General features: G+C 64.7%; 15 protein-coding genes. 12 read left to right on the top strand and 3 right to left on the bottom strand.

The annotated features are described in order from the left end of the window. Positions 1 to 225 precede the first annotated feature (225 nt). A complete protein-coding gene (locus tag NHH73_18980; GenBank protein ID USX24693.1) occupies positions 226 to 750 on the top strand; it encodes a sigma-70 family RNA polymerase sigma factor in 525 nt (174 codons plus the stop codon). Between the two features lie 21 nt (positions 751 to 771). Here NHH73_18980 and NHH73_18975 read toward each other — a convergent pair whose 3' ends face one another. Continuing rightward, a complete protein-coding gene (locus tag NHH73_18975) occupies positions 772 to 2,916 on the bottom strand; it encodes a TonB-dependent siderophore receptor (GenBank protein ID USX24692.1) in 2,145 nt (714 codons plus the stop codon). A 248-nt stretch (positions 2,917 to 3,164) separates the two neighbouring features. Between NHH73_18975 and NHH73_18970 the strand changes: the two genes are divergently transcribed. After that, entirely contained in the window at positions 3,165 to 3,899 is a 735-nt protein-coding gene (locus NHH73_18970) for a hypothetical protein (protein ID USX24691.1), read from the top strand. A 60-nt stretch (positions 3,900 to 3,959) separates the two neighbouring features. Further along, positions 3,960 to 6,470 carry a DUF4982 domain-containing protein gene (locus NHH73_18965; GenBank protein USX24690.1) on the top strand — a complete coding sequence of 837 codons (2,511 nt, stop codon included), beginning with the start codon at positions 3,960 to 3,962 and terminating at the stop codon, positions 6,468 to 6,470. 34 nt (positions 6,471 to 6,504) lie between these two features. Here NHH73_18965 and NHH73_18960 read toward each other — a convergent pair whose 3' ends face one another. Next, positions 6,505 to 6,804 carry a hypothetical protein gene (locus tag NHH73_18960; GenBank protein ID USX24689.1) on the bottom strand — a complete coding sequence of 100 codons (300 nt, stop codon included), beginning with the start codon at positions 6,802 to 6,804 and terminating at the stop codon, positions 6,505 to 6,507. Between the two features lie 370 nt (positions 6,805 to 7,174). On the opposite strand from NHH73_18960, the gene NHH73_18955 reads away from it, so the two are divergent. Further along, a complete protein-coding gene (locus NHH73_18955; GenBank protein ID USX24688.1) occupies positions 7,175 to 7,708 on the top strand; it encodes a DUF488 domain-containing protein in 534 nt (177 codons plus the stop codon). A gap of 33 nt (positions 7,709 to 7,741) precedes the next feature. Here the strand turns inward: NHH73_18955 and NHH73_18950 are convergent, their stop codons facing one another. Further along, positions 7,742 to 8,524, bottom strand: a complete 783-nt coding sequence (locus NHH73_18950) for a DUF2243 domain-containing protein (GenBank protein USX24687.1) — start codon at positions 8,522 to 8,524, stop codon at positions 7,742 to 7,744. Positions 8,525 to 8,776: 252 nt separating this feature from the next. Between NHH73_18950 and NHH73_18945 the strand changes: the two genes are divergently transcribed. The 8 genes from NHH73_18945 to NHH73_18910 are packed head-to-tail and all read left to right on the top strand — an operon-like array spanning position 8,777 to position 18,451. Next, complete coding sequence (locus tag NHH73_18945) at positions 8,777 to 9,829, top strand: LacI family DNA-binding transcriptional regulator (protein USX24686.1); 1,053 nt, start codon at positions 8,777 to 8,779, stop codon at positions 9,827 to 9,829. After that, positions 9,826 to 11,097, top strand: coding sequence for an extracellular solute-binding protein (locus tag NHH73_18940; GenBank protein ID USX24685.1), 1,272 nt, complete (start codon positions 9,826 to 9,828; stop codon positions 11,095 to 11,097). The genes NHH73_18945 and NHH73_18940 overlap by 4 nt, the downstream gene beginning before the upstream one ends. After that, positions 11,094 to 12,164 (top strand): sugar ABC transporter permease, encoded by a 1,071-nt coding sequence (locus NHH73_18935; protein ID USX24684.1) that lies wholly within the window; start codon positions 11,094 to 11,096, stop codon positions 12,162 to 12,164. The genes NHH73_18940 and NHH73_18935 overlap by 4 nt, the downstream gene beginning before the upstream one ends. After that, complete coding sequence (locus tag NHH73_18930; GenBank protein ID USX24683.1) at positions 12,161 to 13,045, top strand: carbohydrate ABC transporter permease; 885 nt, start codon at positions 12,161 to 12,163, stop codon at positions 13,043 to 13,045. Before NHH73_18935 ends, NHH73_18930 begins: the two co-directional genes overlap by 4 nt. 33 nt (positions 13,046 to 13,078) lie before the next feature. Next, positions 13,079 to 14,056: a family 43 glycosylhydrolase gene (locus NHH73_18925; protein ID USX24682.1), complete on the top strand. Its 978-nt coding sequence runs from the start codon at positions 13,079 to 13,081 to the stop codon at positions 14,054 to 14,056. A 48-nt stretch (positions 14,057 to 14,104) separates the two neighbouring features. Beyond that, positions 14,105 to 16,399, top strand: a complete 2,295-nt coding sequence (locus NHH73_18920; GenBank protein ID USX24681.1) for a GH32 C-terminal domain-containing protein — start codon at positions 14,105 to 14,107, stop codon at positions 16,397 to 16,399. Position 16,400: 1 nt separating this feature from the next. Continuing rightward, on the top strand, positions 16,401 to 17,519 hold the full coding sequence (ugpC, locus tag NHH73_18915; GenBank protein ID USX24680.1) for a sn-glycerol-3-phosphate ABC transporter ATP-binding protein UgpC: 1,119 nt from the start codon (positions 16,401 to 16,403) through the stop codon (positions 17,517 to 17,519). Then, positions 17,516 to 18,451 carry a carbohydrate kinase gene (locus NHH73_18910; protein ID USX24679.1) on the top strand — a complete coding sequence of 312 codons (936 nt, stop codon included), beginning with the start codon at positions 17,516 to 17,518 and terminating at the stop codon, positions 18,449 to 18,451. The genes ugpC and NHH73_18910 overlap by 4 nt, the downstream gene beginning before the upstream one ends. The last annotated feature ends 55 nt before the right edge of the window (positions 18,452 to 18,506 follow it).

The following is an 18,506-nucleotide window of genomic DNA, read 5'->3' as shown; positions in this document are numbered from 1 at the left end:
AGACCAGCTCAGCAGGCTAGGTTAAAGCAAAGAAATTCAAAAAGGACATGTCCGGTATGCGATTCCGTGATTACTCACGAAGATGAGTAATGCGTTGCATTCGCACCCAAGTTGGCAACCAGGTAAGAAGATACGTGGACACTTTATTAAAAATAAATGATAATGATTCGCATTCAGCAATTACCTTAAAGATAAACATGCTGATCAACTCATGCGGAGGCGGGGATGTCGGTGGAATTGCAGCAAACAGTCCTGGGGGACATCTTTATCGAGCATCGGGCGCAGTTGCGCCGCATCGCGCAAAAGATCGTCGGCACCCCGCACACGGCCGACGAGGTCATCCAGGACGCCTACCTCAAGGTGGTCGAGATGACGGGCGTGCGCGAGATCCTCAAGCCGTTTTGCTATTGCTGCCAGGTGGTGCGCAACATGGCGCTCGACCATTGCCGGCGCCAGGCGGTCGAGTCGTCGTACCGCATCTATCCGGACGACGGCGAATTGCCGCAGCTCTCCGGCGGCAGCATTCCCGACCACCAGCTGCACGGCATGCAGGTGATCGACGCCATCGACCGCATCCTGTGCGGCCTGCCGTCGCGCACGCGCCAGGTGTTCGAACTGTCGCGCCTGGGCGGCCTGACCCAGCGCGACATCGCCCAGGAGATCGGCTGCTCGGCCACCCTGGTCAACTTCATGTTGCGCGACGCCAGCAACGCCATCGCCTGCTGCCGTGAGCTGGCCGACATCGGCTAGGCGCGGCGTCGTTTTAGCGCCTTACCAGCGATAGCTGAGCGATGCCTTCACATTGCGCGATTCACCATAGAAGCAGGCGAACGGGCAGCTGGTGTAGAAGTGCTTGTCGGCCAGGTTGCCGACATTGAGCGCCAGGCGCCACGGGCCGGTGCTGTAGCTGGCCATGGCGTCGATGACGGTGTAGGCCGGCGCCACCACGTCGGTGTAGGTGCTGGTGGTCTCGCCCATGTAGCGGGCGCCGGCGCCGATCTTCAGGCCGGGCACGCCGAAATCGCCGAAGCTGTAATCCCCCCACAGCGAGAACTGGTTGTACGGCACGCCGTTGGTGCGGTCGCCGACCTGCTCGGGGAACAACGGGCTGGCCTTGGTCACGCGCGCGTCCGTGTACGTATAGGCGGCAAGCACCTGGGCGTTGCGCCCGATCCGTCCGCGCGCCTCGAGCTCGACACCACGCGAGCGCACCTCGCCCTGCTGCCGCGCGTAGCGGCGGTCCAGCGGGTCCTGGCTCAGCACGTTGCCCTGGGTGAGCTGGTAGGTAGCCGCCGACAGCATCAGCGCGCCGCTGGAGGGCTGGTAGCGCACGCCCGCTTCGAACTGCTCGCCCTCGGTCGGCTTGAAGCGGCTGCCGTTGCGGTCGGTGCCGCTGGTGGGCGCGAACGACTGGCTGAAGCCGACGAACGGCGCCAGGCCGTTGTCGGCCAGGTAGACCAGCCCGGCGCGGCCGGTGAGGGCGTCACTCTTTTCATGCTCGGCCGAGCACAGCGACGGATTGCGGAAGTCGCATTCGGTCTGGCGCACCCAGTCCTGGCGCCCGCCCAGCAGCAGCACCCATTTGGCGTCGAACGTCATCTGGTCCTGGAAGTACAGGCCCATCTGCTTGTCGCGGGTGCGGAACCCATACGAGTAGACGGCCGGACCGAGCGCGCCGCCGTACACCGGCGCGTACAGGTCGATCGTGCCGACGGCGCGGTCGAAGCGCTCGCTGGTGCGCTTGGTTTCGGTGTAGTCCAGGCCGACCAGGGTTTTGTGCGCGATGCCGGCAGCGCGCCAGTCGTATTGCAGCGAGGTGTCCGAGTTCAGGCGGTTGGTGTGCTCGTCGCGGTCTTCGGCGAAGCGCTTGATGGTGCGCTGGTCGGCCTCGTAGTCGGCGGCCGTGCCGATCGAGGCCCAGTCCTGGTCCATATGGTATTTGCGCAGGCTGTGGCGCAGCTTGAGGTTGTCGGTGAACGCGTGGTCGACGAGGTAGCCGGCCGAGTAGCGCTTGATGCGGAAGTGGTCGTAGTCCGGTTCCCCGGTGAAGCGCTCGCGCGGGATCGTGCCGTGCACGTTCGGGCGCAAGGTGCCCGCGGCGGGCAGGTCGTCGGCGCCGTAGTTGCCGCGGTCGCGCTGGTATTCGGACAGCAAGGTCACGCTCGTGGCGGCGTCGGGGCGCCATGTGAGCGCCGGGGCCAGGTAGGTGCGGTCGTCGCGCATGTAGTCGATGAAAGCGCCGCTGTCGCGCTGCAGGCCGGTGAGGCGGTAGGTCCACGCGCCGTCCTCGCTGAGCTTGCCGCCGAAGTCGCCCGAGACCTGCTTGCGGTCGAAGGAGCCGGCTTCGACGTTGAGTTCGCGCAGCGTGTCGGCGGTCGGCCGCTTGCTCACGGTGTTGAGCACGCCGCCGGGCGAGGACATACCGTACAGGATAGACGAGGCGCCCTTGAGCACCTCGATGCGTTCGAGGCCGTAGACCTCCTGCTGGCCGTCGAAGCGGTTGACCTGGTAATTGGTGCCGTCGCGGAAGGTCGACAGCAGCTGGAAGCCGCGCAGCGTGATCTCGTCGCCCGTGCGTTCCGGGCGCAGGGTGCCGCCGACCGCGTAGCCGAGCGCCTCGGCGATGGTGCGGGCGCCGAGCGTTTCGATCTGCTCGGCGCCGATGATGGTGATCGACTGCGGCGTTTCGATGATCGGGGTGTCGGTCTTGGTGCCGCTGGCGCTGCGCCGGGCCGCGTAGCCGGCCACCACGCCGGTGGCCGTCTCCTGTGCGCCGGTCACGTAGACGGTCGGCAGGGCGCTGTCGGGTTGCGGGGGCGGCGGCGTTTCGGCCGCGCCAGCGGCGCCGGAGAAGAACAGGCCGGCCAGGCCAGCCTGGAGGGCGCGTGCGATCGGGGTCGGTTGGGTGCGAGGCATTTCTGGTTGGTGCATAAAGTGAGTCAGGCGATCGAGAAGGGTTGGATAAACAAGCCGGGTGGCACATTGCTATTTGATTACGGTACAGGCGAAGGTTCGCCTTGTTCGTAGACGTTCTGGCATCGCTTTTGTTCAGTCGATGCCGACGGCTCGGGTCGGCGCTGAGGCAGTAAAACGATGAATGTTTCTTTGGCTGCTCTATAATTCAAACGTTTCCGTTAAGCCAAACATGGCGCCAGACCAATTCCATGACGTCCATCGCTCCGACCTTACCCTTCCGCGCCACCACCGAACAAGCCTGCGAGTGGCTAGCCCTGCAGGGCGTGGCCGACGCCCCGTGGACCCTGGCGCGCCTGATCGGGAGCGGCGTCACGCCCTATGTCTGGCTCGACTACGATGCCGCCTACCCGGAGCTGTTCGGCGACGCCAACGGCGGCTACGCGGCGCCGATCTTCTTCGAGGGTGACACCGCGCGCCTGGCCGCCGGCAGCGAGGACGTGCTGATCACCATCACCAAGGATGCCTACAAGATCGTCGCCAGGCTGCCGCCGCCCGGTTTCCGGCGCGCGCTGCACGAGCTGCGCTTCCAAAAGAAGGATCTGGAGCAGCTGGCCGCGCGGCTCAAGCGCGAGGCGCAACCGCAGCCACCGGCCAAGACCGAAGGCGTGAAGGAGTCGCAGGACGGCATCGGCCGCGATGAGATCCTGGCCGCCTTCGACGGCCTGGCCAGGCTCGATCTGGCGCAATCGCTCGACGACGGCATCGGCATCTTCGGCGACGATGGCGCTCGCGTCAAAGGCAGCGGCGGCAAGGGCAAGAAGAACAAGCACAACACGCTGTGGAATCCCGTCACACTGGCGCTGGGCTTGAACGAGGTGTACCGCGTCCCGGTTCCGCGCCTGAAGAAGGCCTTCGCCACGCACGATTTTCTGTATGCCTGGCGCGCGGACTGGGAGTTGTCGCTCACGCTGCTGAACAAATAACTCAGTTTTACCCCACCCCGGCACCACGCTTTTATCCATCGACTCTTTTAAACGGACCCTATGAGATATTTACGCTCCCTGTTGATGCTCGCCGTCGTCGCCTTCAGCCTGAACGCTCCCGCCCACGCGGACGAGCGTGCCGTGCGCGAACGGATTTCCTTCAATGCCGACTGGCGCTTTATCAAGGGCGAGCCACCGGGCACCGTGAGCGACGCGGCGTTCGACGACAGCCGCTGGCGCAAACTCGATCTGCCGCACGACTTCGGTATCGAAGGCCCGTTCAAGCAGGAGTACGAGGGCGAGACCGGCAAGCTGCCGTGGTGGGGCGTGGCGTGGTACCGCAAGCACTTCGCTGCCCCGGCCAGTGACGCCGGGCGCCGCGTCTTCATCGATATCGACGGCGCGATGTCGCACGCGACCGTGTTTCTCAACGGGCAGAAGGTCGGCGGCTGGCCTTACGGCTACTCGTCGTTCCGCCTGGAGCTCACGCCGTATCTGAAGCCGGGCGCGCAAAACGTGCTGGCGGTGCGCATCGATAATCCGGAAGATTCGTCGCGCTGGTATCCGGGCGGCGGCATTTACCGCAACGTCTGGCTGGTCAAGACGACGCCGCTGCACGTGGCCAACAACGGCATCTTCGTGCTGACGCCGACCGTTTCCGCCGATGCCGCCACCGTCGAGATCCGCGCGACCCTGGACAACCAGGGCGCCGACGCCGAGGCCAAGGTCAGCACCGCCGTCTACGCGCTGGACGCGGCCGGCCGCCGCACTGGCGCCGCGCTGGCGCAGACCGCCGCATCGGCCAGCGCCAAGATCGTGGCCGGCAAGCAGGCGATCGTGACGCAGTCGCTGCAACTGGCAAATCCTCAATTGTGGAGCCTGCGCGCGCCCAAGCGCTATGTCGCGGTCACCACGGTGACGGCGAAAGACCAGGTGGTCGACGTGGTCGAGACGCCGTTCGGCGTGCGCACCATCGCCTTCGACGCGGCGCGCGGTTTCCTGCTCAACGGCGAGCGCGTGATGCTGCAAGGCGTCAGCCAGCACCACGATCTCGGTGCGCTCGGCGCGGCGCTGAACGTGCGCGCGCTGGAGCGCCAGTTCGAAATTCTGCAGGAGATGGGCGTCAACGCCATCCGCACCACGCACAATCCGCCGGCGCCCGAGCTGCTGGAGCTGGCCGACCGCATGGGCATGCTGATCATCGTCGAAGCGTTCGACGCCTGGCGCATTCCCAAGACGAAGAACGACTATGCCACCCTGTTCGAGGCGTGGCACGAAAAAGACCTGCGCGCGATGGTCCAGCGCGACCGCAACCATCCGAGCGTGATCGCCTGGAGCATCGGCAACGAGATCATGGAGCAGGGCCAGCCGGAAGGTTGGAAAGTCGCCGTCCACCTGGCCGACATCGTCCGCAGCGAGGACCGTTCGCGTCCGACCACGGCTGGCTTCAACAAGGTCAATTCCGGCTATGACGGCTTCCAGACCGCCATCGACGTGTTCGGCTACAACTACAAGCCGGCCGAGTATGGCCGTCTGCATCAGAGCGCGCCGTACCTGCCGCTGTACGGCAGCGAGACCTCGTCCACCGTCAGTTCGCGTGGCGAATACTTCTTCCCCGTCAGCGATGACAAGACCAAGGGCGCGTTCAACTTCCAGGTCAGCAGCTACGATTTGACGGCGCCGCCCTGGGCGTGGTCGCCGGACGTGGAATTCGCCGGGATCGATAACAACCCCTTCGTCGCCGGCGAGTTCGTCTGGACCGGTTTCGATTATCTGGGCGAGCCGACACCGTACAACGACGACGCCACCAATGTGTTCAACTTCACCGATCCGGCGCAGCAGCAGGCAGCCGCCAGGGAGCTGGCCGAGCTTCGCAAGATCAAGATGCCGTCGCGTAGTTCGTACTTCGGCATCGTCGACCTCGCCGGTTTCAAGAAGGACCGGTTCTATTTGTACCAAGCGCGCTGGCGCCCGGAACTGCCGATGGCGCATTTGCTGCCACACTGGAACTGGCCGGAGCGGGTGGGGCAGGTGACGCCGGTGCATCTGTACACGTCGGGCGACGAGGCGGAGTTGTTCCTCGATGGCCAGTCGCTGGGCCGCAAGAAGCGCGGCCCGCGCGACTATCGTCTGCGCTGGGACGATGTGGTGTACAAGCCGGGCACGTTGCGGGCGGTGGTGTACAAGCAGGGCAAGCCGTGGGCGGAGGATACTGTGCGCACCACCGGCGCGGCGGCCAAGCTCAAGTTGGCCGCCGACCGCAGCGCGTTGAGCGCGGACGGCAAGGACTTGTCGTTCGTGACGCTGACGATCGCCGACAAGGACGGGCTGGCGGTGCCGCGCTCGCACAACAAGGTCAAGTTCACCGTCAGCGGTCCGGCAGAGCTGGTCGCCACCGACAATGGCGACGCGACCAGCCACGTGTCGTTTCAATCGCCGGAGCGGCCGGCCTTTAATGGCTTGGCGCTGGCGATCGTGCGTACCAAGGGCGGGCAGGGCGGCAAGATCGTCGTCACCGCCACCAGCGAAGGGCTCGGCAGCGCCGAGGTGGAGTTGAACAGCAAACCTTAGGGGTGTTGCGCTCGTCCGAGGCCAGCCGCCTTCCTTATGGAGTCGGCTGGTTTTTTTTGTCCCCTTTTTTGGTGGTGTTGCCGCCACTGCCGCTGCCGCCGGTCATGCCGCTTTGAGCGAGGCCGACGTCGTGCAGGTCGCCGCCGTGTTCGCCGCCCATGCCGCCGGAATGTTGGCCGCCGTGGCCGTGCCGGCCTTTGCCAGCAGTTTTTTCGGCACCCTTATTGACGCCCTGGCCGCTATCGGCGCCCTCGGTGCCGGGGTTTTCTGTGCCGCTCAGGCCGTCCGTGGCGCCGCTGCCGCCGACCGATTGCTGGTGATTGTCGTTGCTCATTGTTGTCTCCTGAAAGTTGGATGAATAGCTAATAGTAAGCTTGGCTGGCGCGCTGGCCTATCGGCGTAACACCACTCTGCGAGTAGGCGGAAATCTACAAAGTGGGCGACCGATGGAAATCGAAAGAATGCCAGGTTGCGCCCGAGAAAATCCTCACTTGCTTTTGTTGTATAGTTCGAAGAGGCTATCGGGAGAGGGTTGGATGAATTCAATCAGCGGGTATCGGGATTAAGCGACCGGCGCCCCCTGTGTGTGATCGTGCGGGATTCCGACAGCGACGAAGCGCTGGGCGGAATCGTGGGGCGAGCGGTGCGCTTCGCGGCCTAAGTCCATGCCAGAATGTACGCCCGGCTTACCGCGAAAGAGGCGTATGACACCTGAGCTCGTCTTCACAATCGGCCATTCCAACCGTACCATCGAAGACTTTATCGGACTGTTGTGGCAGAACGGGGTTGGCTGCCTGATCGACATCCGGACCATTCCCAAATCGCGCCACAATCCGCAGTTCGGCCAGGAGCAGTTGGCGGCATCGCTTGCCGACGCTGGCATCGAATACCGCTACCTGGCCGGCCTTGGCGGCCTGCGCCGTCCGCGCGCCGATTCACCGAACGCCGGCTGGCGCAACCTGTCGTTTCGCGGGTACGCCGACTATATGCAGACCGATGAGTTCGCGGTCAACGTCGATACCGTGATTGACATCGCCCGCAGCAAGCCCTGCGCGCTGATGTGCGCGGAGGCCGTGCCGTGGCGCTGCCACCGCTCGCTCGTGGCCGACGCGTTGCTGCTGCGCGGCGTGCGCGTCGACGACATCATCGATGCGCGCGGCCGGCGTCCGCACAAGCTGACGCCGTTCGCCAGTGTCGAGGGGCTGCAAATTATCTATCCGCCCGAGTCGCCCTCATAGATCGGTTGCACCTGGATCCGGTGCATGATGCGATCAGATTTTTGCTTGAACCCTGGTCCAGTTGACGCAGCCGACGGCGCCAACAGTGCCCCCAACGAGGGCCGCACCATGCCGATAAAACTGGTGTTTATGTTCCGGAGCGACGGCTACCACCACCACAGCCATCTCCCGGTCGGTCCATACCAGCCGGGCGTCGGTTGCCTTTAAGGCGGCGAAGACGTCACGGGGCTCGGCGCCATAGCCAAACACAACAGTGGTAAATTGGCCGTCAGGCGCTGGCTGCAACGCCCAGGTGCCAGCGCCGGCCGCGCCAGCTGTCAGCAGCATCACCGCTACCGCAGAGTTGCGCAGGCGCGCGGCGTTGGTTCGGTAGACCCACCATGCCGCGATCATCGGTAGCACGCCGAAGGCAGCGAGCCAGATGAGATCCCACATCAAGGGGTCTCTGTCGAGCCGTACCCGGTGGATACCCATGATCCAGTGCGCCAACACGATATCCACCCAGTTCCAGACCCCAAACCCGAGTAATACAGAACCGATCAGTACGCTGCCCCATTCTCCAGTCGTAGAGTTTCTGGAGCGCCACAGGCCCCACAGTCCAACAACGGCGATGACGTACATCAACACGTGGAAATAGCCGTCCCACAAGATTTGCAGGCGCAGGTCGTCCATACCTTCCACCAGGCTGAGGAAGTGGTGCCACTGAAGCACTTGATGCAGCAGGATGCCGTCGAAAAATCCGCCAAGGGCGAAGCCCAGCACGAATCCCCACTTCGCCCAAGGCGACGTCAGAAACGAAGAAATAGTGTTATTCATGGAGCCTCCCGATCGACATGGGCGGATTTTATCCGAACTCACCCTGGCTATTTAATCCATTACGTTAAAGAAAAAGCAAGCTGGGCGGAGGGCAACCTCCACCCGGCGATTTGCACTGATCGGGTGCTTCTCAATATTTTTGTTGACTGCAATCTCCGGAATCCATATCATTTGCAAAAAAAATGACAACGTTGGACATTTTGCGGCAGACGGCAAGACTCCAGCGCTGCGGCAAATAATCAAGGAGACTGTGTGGCAACGATTCACGATGTGGCGGAGAAGGCCGGTGTGTCCATCAAGACCGTCTCGCGGGTGCTCAACGGCGGGACCGAGGTGTCGGAAAAGACCCGCACCCGTATCGAGCAGGCCATGCGCAGCCTCGAATTCACGCCCTCGGCTGCCGCGCGCATGCTGCGTGGGCGTCCGACAGGGCTGGTCGCCGTCATCGCCGAAAAGCTGACGACGACGCCGGATTCGTCCGAGATCATCAAGGGCATACAGCTGGTATGCGAGCAGCTTGGCAAGGTGATGCTGATCGGAGAGACCGGCGGCCATGCCGATGTCGCCCACCGCCTGGTGGCCGACATGCGCGAGCGGCGGGTCGAGGCGATCCTGTTCGCCACGCCGTTTCACCGCGAGGTCACTGTCGAATCGCTGCTGGGCAGCACGCCGACGGCGCTGGCCAACTGCTTCGAGGCGCCGGGCCGCTACACGCAGGTGGTGCCGGATGACGAGGGCGGCGGCTACGCGGCCGCGCAAATCGTGCTGCAGGCCGGCCACCGCGAGATCGCCTTCCTCCAACTGATACCCGGCATGGTGGCGACCGAATTGCGCCTGCGCGGCTTCGAGCGCGCGATGCGCGAGCACGGCGTCACGCCGGATCCGGATTGGCTGATCCATGGCGCGGAGGCGGGCGACGCGGACGAGTTTTCGCACCTTGCCGATGCCGTCGACCGCCTCTTCGCCAGCGACAACCGGCCCACCGCCATCCTGTGCGGTAACGACAAGATGGCCATGCGCGTCATTTTCATTTTGCAGCGGCGCGGTTTGCGCGTGCCGGCAGACGTGTCGATTGTCGGCTTCGATGATTTCCGACTGATCTCCGAAGCGCTGGACCCCGGCCTGACCACCGTCGCGCTGCCGTACCGCGAAATCGGCGAGCTGTCCGGCCGCCATGTGCTGGAGCAGGCGTCGGCGCCGGCCGCGACCATCCGCGTGCCGTGCGTGCCGGTGATGCGCGGCACCGTCGCCGCGCCATCGGCCAGCGCGGTCAAGGCCATGCAGGCAATGAAGGCCAAGCGATGAGGCGCGGGTTGTTGGCGGCGATGATGTTCACGACGGCGCTGCCGGTGCTGGCCGGGCCGGTGCAAATCAAGCTGTGGCGCCACGATACCGGCGACGCCGAGATGGCATCGGGCAGGGCGGCCGTGGAGCGCTTTAATCGTTCGCAGCAAAAGTGGAAGGTGGTTGTGGAGTCGATACCCCAAGGTTCGTACACCGAGTCGATCACCGCCGCCTCGCTGGTCGGTCAACTGCCGTGCATCATCGCCATGGACCAGCCGACCGTGCCGAACTTCGCCTGGGCCGGGCATGTGCGCGCGCTCGATGCGCTGCTGCCGGCAGACGCCGTGGCCAAGCTGCTCGAAGGCGGACGCGGAACCTACAAGGGCCAGCTGTATAGCGTGGGCCAGTTCGACGTGGCGCTGGCGCTGTTTTCACGCCGCTCGCAGCTGGGCGCCCTGGGTGTGCGCGTGGCGACGATGGAGCAGCCCTACACGGCGGCCGAGTTCCACGACGTGCTGGCGAAGGTGAAGAAGAGCGGACGCTATCGCTTTCCGCTGGATTTGAACGGCCGCTTCAAGGGCGAGTGGTACAGCTACGCGTTTTCGCCATGGCTGCAAAGCGCCGGCACCGACCTGATAGACCGCGACGGTTATGTGCGCGTCGATGGTGTGTTGAACAGCGATGCGGCGGTCGCCGTCGGCCGCTATTACGGGCGCCTGTTCAAGGACAAGCTGGTCGAGCGGATCCCGGCGGACGACAAGGCTTTCGAACAAGGCCGCTCGCTGTTCCATTACACCGGCTCGTGGAAGGCGCGCGAATACAGCGAACAATTCGGCGACGATCTGGTGGTGATGCCGCCGCCGGATTTCGGCCATGGCCCCAAGATCGGCGCGGCTTCCTGGCAGTGGGGCATCACGCGCAGCTGCCGCCAGCCCGACGGCGCGGCGGCGTTCCTGGCGCACCTGATCTCGCCGGCGGAAATCGCCGCCGCGTCGCGCGACACCGGGCTGGTGCCGGTGAGCGCGGAGGGGGCGGCGCTCACCGAACATTATCGTCCGGGCGGCGACTGGCGCATCTACTTCGAGTTTGCCAAGCGTTATGCGGTGTCGCGGCCGGCCAGCCCGGCGTATCCGGCCATGTCGTCGGCGTTCGAAAAAGCGATGGCCGACATCCGCAGCGGCAAGGACGCCACCGAGGCGTTCGATGAGGCGGTGGAGGCGATGGAACATAACATCTCGCGCAACAACGGCTACGGGTTCGCCGCGCGCAAAACGGGGGGCGGCTTATGAAAACCAGACTTGGCCGCGAAAATCCGTTCGCGGTGGCAGCCTTCGCCTCGCCGGCACTGCTGTTGTTCGTGCTGTTCGTGGTGCTGCCGATGCTGCTCGCCGCCGGCGCGACGATGACCAATCACCGGTTGATGTCGCCCGAGCCGACCAGGTACGTGGGACTCGATAATTACCGGCGCCTGCTGGCGCTGAATGTCGCCGTCGTCGAGCCGGTGCGCGACGCGCAGGGCGCCGCCGTCCGTGACGAGGAGGGCGTACGCTATCCAACGTGGCGGCAGGTCCGCAAGGACAAGCCGGCGCTGGAGGGCTATCGCCCCGCGTTCCAGATCGATATCGGCGAATCGCGCGTCGTACTGGCGGCCACCGATCCCTTGTTCTACCGGTCGCTGATCAACACCTTCCTGTTCGCGGCGCTGGTGCTGCCGTTGCAGTGCGGGGTGGCGCTCGGCCTGGCGATCCTGGTCAACCAGAAGATCCGTGGACGGGTATTTTTCCGCACCGTGTACTTCGCACCGGTGGTGACGTCGATGGTGGTGGCGTCCATCGTGTGGGCGTTCATGCTCAATACGGATCGCGGCATGCTCAATGAACTGCTGCGCGGCCTGCTGCATGACCCCAACGCGGGACCGGACTGGCTGGGCGACAGCCGCTATGCCTTGCCCGCCATCGCTTTGATGTCGGCCTGGCAGGGCGCCGGTTTCCAGATGCTGGTGTTCCTGGCCGGCCTGCAGTCGATCTCCCACGAGTTGTACGAGGCGGCCACGCTGATGGGTGCCAACGCGTGGCAGCGGTTTGTGCATGTCACGTTGCCGGGTCTGCGCAACACCATCATCTTCGTGCTGGTGTCGACCACCTTGCTGGCGTTCGGCCTGTTCACGCAAGTCGATGTAATGACCTCCGGTGGCCCGCTCGATTCGACGACCACGGTGGTCTACCACGCGGTGCGCAGCGGCTTCAAGGAGCAGGATGTGGGCTACGGCTCGACGATCACACTGGTGTTCTTTGTTATCGTGCTGGCGCTGTCGGCGTTGCAGCGGATGCTGGTGTCGAAGGGAGACGCGAAATGAATGTAAAAATGAGCCGGACCTTGCGCGATATCGCGCTGTTCATCGGCATGAGCGCGATCGGCATCGTCTTCATCGCGCCGCTGCTGTTCATGTTCGTATCTTCCTTCAAGAGCGACAACGCGATCTTCGCCGATTTGAACAAATTGTCCGCCTATCTGCCGTCGGCCGAGTGGTCGATGCGGAACTACACGTCGGTGTTCGAAAAGAGCGACCTGCCGTCCTTCCTGCTGAACTCCACGTTGATCGCTGCGCTGGTGGTCGTCGGCGGCATCATCATCAACAGCATGCTGGCGTTTTCGATCGCGCGCATGCGCTGGCGCGGACGCAATCTGGTGCTGGCGCTGGTGGTCGCGATGGTGATCGTGCCGTTCGAGGTGATCGCCATTCCGCTGCTGTCGCTGGTGGCCAAGCTGCCCTGGCCGGCCATCGAGCATGGCCAACTGGTGATGCACACCGGCTGGTTCAACAGCCTGCACGTGCAGGTGATCCCGTTCCTCGCGAACGCCTTTTGCGTCTTCCTGTTTTACCAGTTCTTCCGCGATATCCCGCCGGAGCTGGATGAGGCGGCGAAGATGGACGGTGCCGGGCCTTGGACCGTGTACGCCAGGATCATCATGCCCAATAGCGGTCCGGTGATCGCAACCGCCGCCATCGTGCTGTTCATCTCCGCCTGGAACCAGTATCTGTGGCCGATCATGGTGATACAGGGCGAGGCGTTCCGGCCCGTGCAGCCGGGCATACAGCAATTCTTCGGACGCACCAATTCGTGGGGGCAGATCATGGCCTACGCATCGGTGATTACTTTACCCGTGCTCGCGGTGTTCCTGGCATTCCAGCGGCAGTTCGTCGCCTCGGTCGCCGGGACCGGCATTAAAGGATAACTTGGGCTAACGCGGGCTAACTTTGGACTACACATGACACTTAAACTGAACGATAAATTCATCTGGGACTTCTGGCACTTCGAGGAAGCGGGCGAGCAGCACCTGTTCTTCCTGCAGGCCAATCGATCGATCGGCAACCCGGACCTGCGCCACTGGAACGTCTCGATCGGCCACGCGGTGTCGCAGGATCTGCGCAACTGGACTTCGCTGGGTACGGCGTTTGGCCCATCGGCCTCGCCGGCGTGGGACGATTTCACCACCTGGACCGGTTCCGTGATCAAGGCCGAAGGGTGCTACCACTTGTTCTACACCGGCACCTGCCGCGCCGAAAGCGGTATGCGCCAGCGTATCGGCCACGCCACCTCGGATAGCCTCGACGGTCCTTGGGAGCGCGTCGGCACCGGCCTGGCGCTGGATCTGGACGAGCGCTTTTACGAGGAATACGAGGAAGGGCGCTGGCACGACCGCGCCTTGCGTGACCCTTGGGTGCTGGCCGATAAAATCGACGGCCAGTATCACATGTTCTACACGGCGCGCCGCAACGACGGTCCGCTGTATGCGCGCGGCGCGATTGGCCACGCCGTGTCGCCGGATCTCGTGAACTGGACGGCGACGGAGCCGGTCTACGCCGGCGGCCATTATGGCCAGCTGGAGGTGCCGCAGGTGTTCGAGCGCGATGGCCGCTGGTACTGCGTGTTCTGTAACATCGCCGCGCATTGGACCGAAGATATGCGCGCGCAGTACAAGGGCGGCGTCTCCGGCACCCATTATCTGGTGGCGGACAATCCGCTGGGACCATGGCAACCCGCACCGGGCTTCCTCGATGGCGATATTCCGTGCCGCCGCTACGCCGGCAAAATCCTGCACGATCCGGTGACAGGCGACGACTGCCTGATGGCGTTCGAAGACAGCGGCGCGGACGGTCAGTTCGTCGGCCAGATTTGCGATCCGATTCCGCTGCGGTTGGAGAACGGCCTGTATGTGATCGACGGTTCTTTGGCACAGAAATGACAACGATAGACAGCCGGTTGTAAAAATGAGAAAGCTGGAGGAGACAATATGAATTATCGCTACGCCGTCGCCAGTCTCGTACTGGCGGCCACGCAGGCCGTGGCGGCCGACGCCGCGCCGCCGCTGGCCCGGTGGGGGCTGGACGAGCAGGGCGGCAGCCAGACCGTCGAGCAGGTGTCCGGACGCCGCGACCAGGTCAACTATGTGTTCAACCGCGCGCGCTTCAAGCCCGACTCGTCGCCGTTGTGGCGCCCTGCCGCCAGCTGCATCCATCAAGGCTGCCTGCTGTTCGACGGCTATTCGACCGACGTCACCGCGCCGCCGCTGACCAGCGCCGCGTTGCAAGGTGGCTTCACACTGAGCGCCTGGGTGGCGCCCCACGCCTTTGAATGGGGCGATGGCGGCCACTATTCGGCGTTCGTCAGTCAGTTCGATGCGGAGGCCAGACAGGGTTTTTCGTTTGGCGTCTACCGCTTCGGCACCTGGGGCATCAAGATGGGCCTGGGCGGAACCATCGCCGATGTGCGCGTCGCCGATCGCAAGCTGCCGCGCGACACCTGGTCGCACGTGGCGGCCAGCTACAATCCGGCCACGCGGCGGGTGGTCCTCTTTTTGAACGGTGAACCGGTGGCCGAGAAGGCGATGCCTCCGTCGGGACGGTTCGCCATGCCGGAACTGCCGCTGACAATCGGCCGCTACTCGCAGCCGGAGCAGGTCGGCGGCGTTTTCAAGCTCAATACCTTCCTTGGTTTGATGGACGAGGTGCGTATCGACGCCGGTCCTTCCGATGCAGTGGCGGTGGCGCGCATCGTCACCGCCGATCTGGCGCCGCGCGCGGGCAAGGCGCCGGCGCTGTCGCAGGCCGATATGAATGTCCCGGCGAATACCTTCGACGGCGACCGTCACCGCCCGCAGTATCACGTGATGCCCGCTGCCGGCTGGATGAACGAGCCGCACGCGCCGTTTTACTATCAGGGCCAGTACCACCTGTTCTTCCAAAAGAATCCGTTCGGCCCGTTCTGGCATCAGATTCATTGGGGGCACTGGGTCAGCGCGGACATGGTGCATTGGCGCGAGCTGCCCATCGCGCTGGCGCCGGAAGACGACGGCCTGGCGACCGATGGCATCTGGTCCGGCAGCGCCACCCACGCTGCCGACGGCACGCCGGTATTGTTCTTCACCGCCGGTAACGACAAGGCGCGTCCCAGCCAGCGCACCGGCATGGCAACGCCTTGCGATGTGCGCGACCCGGACCTGGCCTGCTGGAAGAAATATCCAACAGCCGTCACCTTGCAACAGCAGGGCATGGGGAAATTCGGCGAGTTCCGCGATCCGTTCGTGTTCCGCGACGGCGACCGCCAGCACTGGTTCCAGCTGGTCGGCTCGGCGCTGCCGGGCCGTAGTGGCACGGCGCTGGTGTACGAATCGGCGGACTTGGTCAACTGGAAGCCGCGCGGTCCGCTGTTCTCGATAGATGCCAAGCCTTTCCCCGACCTGGAAAAAACCTGGGAACTGCCGGTGCTGCTGCCGATCGGTAAAGGCGCCGATGGCCGCGAGCGGCACGTGTTCCTGAACGATGTGCGAGGCCAGGCCTACTACTGGATCGGCGTATTCGACGCCGCCGCCGCGCGTTTCAAGCCCGATAGCGACGCGCCGCGCGTGTTCGATGTCGGCCAGGGACACTTCTCCGGGCCAAGCGGGTTTGTCGACCCCAAGACCGGCCGCTCGATTGTCTTTTCAATCGCGCAGGGCGAACGCACGCTGAAGGACGAATGGGACGCCGGCTGGGCGCACAACGGAGGCTTGCCAATCGCGCTGTCGCTGGGTGTCGATGGCGATCTGCGGCTGGCTCCCATCGGTGAGTTGGGCAGCCTGCGCGGCCGGCAATTGCTGGATTTGCGCGATGTCGGCGTGGACGACGCGGCCAAGGCGCTGACGGCGCTGCGCGGCGATGGAATTGAGATCGAACTCGAGCTCGCGCCATCGTCGCAGGCCGCGAAGCGCGGTCTGAGCGTGCGGGTGGCGCCCGGCCGGGCCGAGGCGACCGATTTGTACGTCGACGGCGCCGCGCGCCGTCTGGAAATCGACCGCACCCTGTCCACCATCGGCAAGTCGTACGGGGTGCAAGGCGGCGCCTTCGACCTGGGCTCGGAGAACCTGCGCATGCGCGTTTTCCTGGACCGCTCGATGGTCGAGGCCTACGTTAATGAACGCAAGAGCCTGACCAGCCGCGCTTATCCAAGCCGCGAGGACGCGGACGGACTGGCGTTGCTGGCTGCGCCCGGCGACCGCGTCGTCTCGCTCAAGGTGTGGGCGATGGGCGCCGCGTTGAAAGGAAACTGAGATGGCAACAATCGCATTGCAAGGGGTGGGCAAGACTTACCCCGGTAAAGAGTCGCAGTACATTCTGCGCGGCGTCGACTTCACGATAGAAGACGGTGAATTCGTCGTGCTGGTCGGTCCTTCGGGCTGCGGCAAATCGACGTTGCTGCGCATGATCGCGGGGCTGGAGGAAATCAGCGCCGGCGAGATCCGCATCGACGGCGTGATGGTCAACGACACGCCGCCCGCCAAACGCGGGTTGTCGATGGTGTTCCAGAGCTATGCGCTATACGCCCACATGAGCGTGTTCGAGAACATCGCCTTCGGCCTGCGCCTGGCGCGCGTGCCCAAGGCGGAGATCAAGGTCGCAGTGCACGCGGTGGCAAAGATGCTGCAAATGGAGCACCTGCTCGAACGGCGTCCGCCGCAGCTGTCTGGCGGCCAGCGGCAGCGCGTCGCCATCGGCCGCGCCATCGTGCGCAAGCCGCGCGCGTTTCTGTTCGACGAGCCGCTGTCCAATCTGGACGCCGCGCTGCGCGCCGACATGCGGGTGGAGATCGCCCGCCTGCACAAGCAGTTGGCCGCCACCATGGTGTATGTGACGCACGACCAGGTCGAAGCGATGACCCTGGCCGACCGCATCGTCGTCCTGGGGCCGGCTGGCGTGCAGCAGATCGGCGCGCCGATGTATCTGTACGACCATCCGGCCAACGTGTTCGTCGCCGGCTTTATCGGCAGCCCGAAGATGAATCTGGTGGCCGGTTCCCTCGATGCGGATGGACGTTTGCGGATCGGCGGCGCGGGCCTGGACTGGCCGGCGCCGGCCGATGCGCCGGCGGGCGCCGTGACCGTCGGCATTCGGCCGGAGCATCTGGTGGCAGACCCTCGTGGCGCGATTCAGGGCGAGGTAATCCTGGTCGAGAGACTGGGCGCCGAGTCGTATGTCCATCTGGCCGTGTCCGGCCTGGCCAAGCCGTTGATGGTGGTGGTCAAGGGCGAGCCGCCGGCCGCCAACGCGGCGTGGCGCGTCAGTCCCGTTGCGGGCAGGGTGCACGTTTTCGACCAGGGTGGCTTGCGCATCGAGCCGCGCATTTCAAACAACATAACGGCCGGCGTGGCCGGCACAGTGGAGGCGGCATGATCATCGTGTGTGGCGAGGCTTTGTTCGATGTGTTTTCCGATGGCGACACCGAAACCGGTTTCGCGCTGTCGGCGCGGGTGGGCGGTTCGCCCTTCAACCTGGCGATCGGTTTGGCGCGGCTGGGCCAGCGGCCGATGTTCTTCGGCGGGCTGTCGGCTGACCTGTTCGGCCGCAAGCTGGCCGATACGCTGGCGCGCGAAGGCGTCGACACCTCTTGTGCGCCAAGGCCGGAGGCGGCGACTGCGCTGGTCACCATCGATGTCGACGCCAATGGCGTGCCGGCCTACACCTTGTACGGCAGCCAGACCGCCGACCGGTCCGTGACCGTGGCGGACCTGGAGCGCGTGCCGCTAGAAGCGTCGGTGATTCACGTTGGCTCCTACTGCATGGCCGTCGAACCGGTCGCATCGACGTTGCGCGCCCTGGTCACGCGCCAGCACGGCCGCAGCCTGATCGCCTTCGATCCCAACGTGCGGCTGACGATCCAGCCGGACCGCCAGGTCTGGACCGACGCCATCGCGTGGATGCTGCCGCTGACGGACCTGTTGAAGATCAGCGACGAGGATATCGGCCACCTGTATCCCGGCCTGTCGCCGCGCGCCTTCATCGACATGGCGCTGTATGCCGGCGTGGCGCTGGTGGTGGTCACGCGCGGCGGCGACGGCGTGCTGGCCGCGACGCCGGCGCTGGCGCTGGAACTGCCGGCCGTGAAGATCGACGTGGTCGATACCGTCGGCGCCGGCGACACCTTCCAGGCGGCGCTGCTGTCCCATCTGGGTGAACAGAGCCTGCTGACGCGCACCGCATTGAAGCAACTGGACCTGCCGGCGCTGCAAGCGGCGATGGCCTTCGCGGGCAGCGCCGCCGCCATCACCTGTTCCCGGCGCGGCGCCGACATGCCACGGCTGGAGGAGGTGCGCGACCACCGATAAAGTCCCTTTCACTGCAATGACAACGTTGGACAGCTAAAACTTGGACAGGCCGTCG

It is taken from the genome of Oxalobacteraceae bacterium OTU3CINTB1, assembly GCA_024123955.1.
In the GTDB taxonomy this organism is placed as follows: domain Bacteria; phylum Pseudomonadota; class Gammaproteobacteria; order Burkholderiales; family Burkholderiaceae_D; genus Rugamonas.
This window is presented reverse-complemented; position numbering and strand designations above follow the sequence as displayed.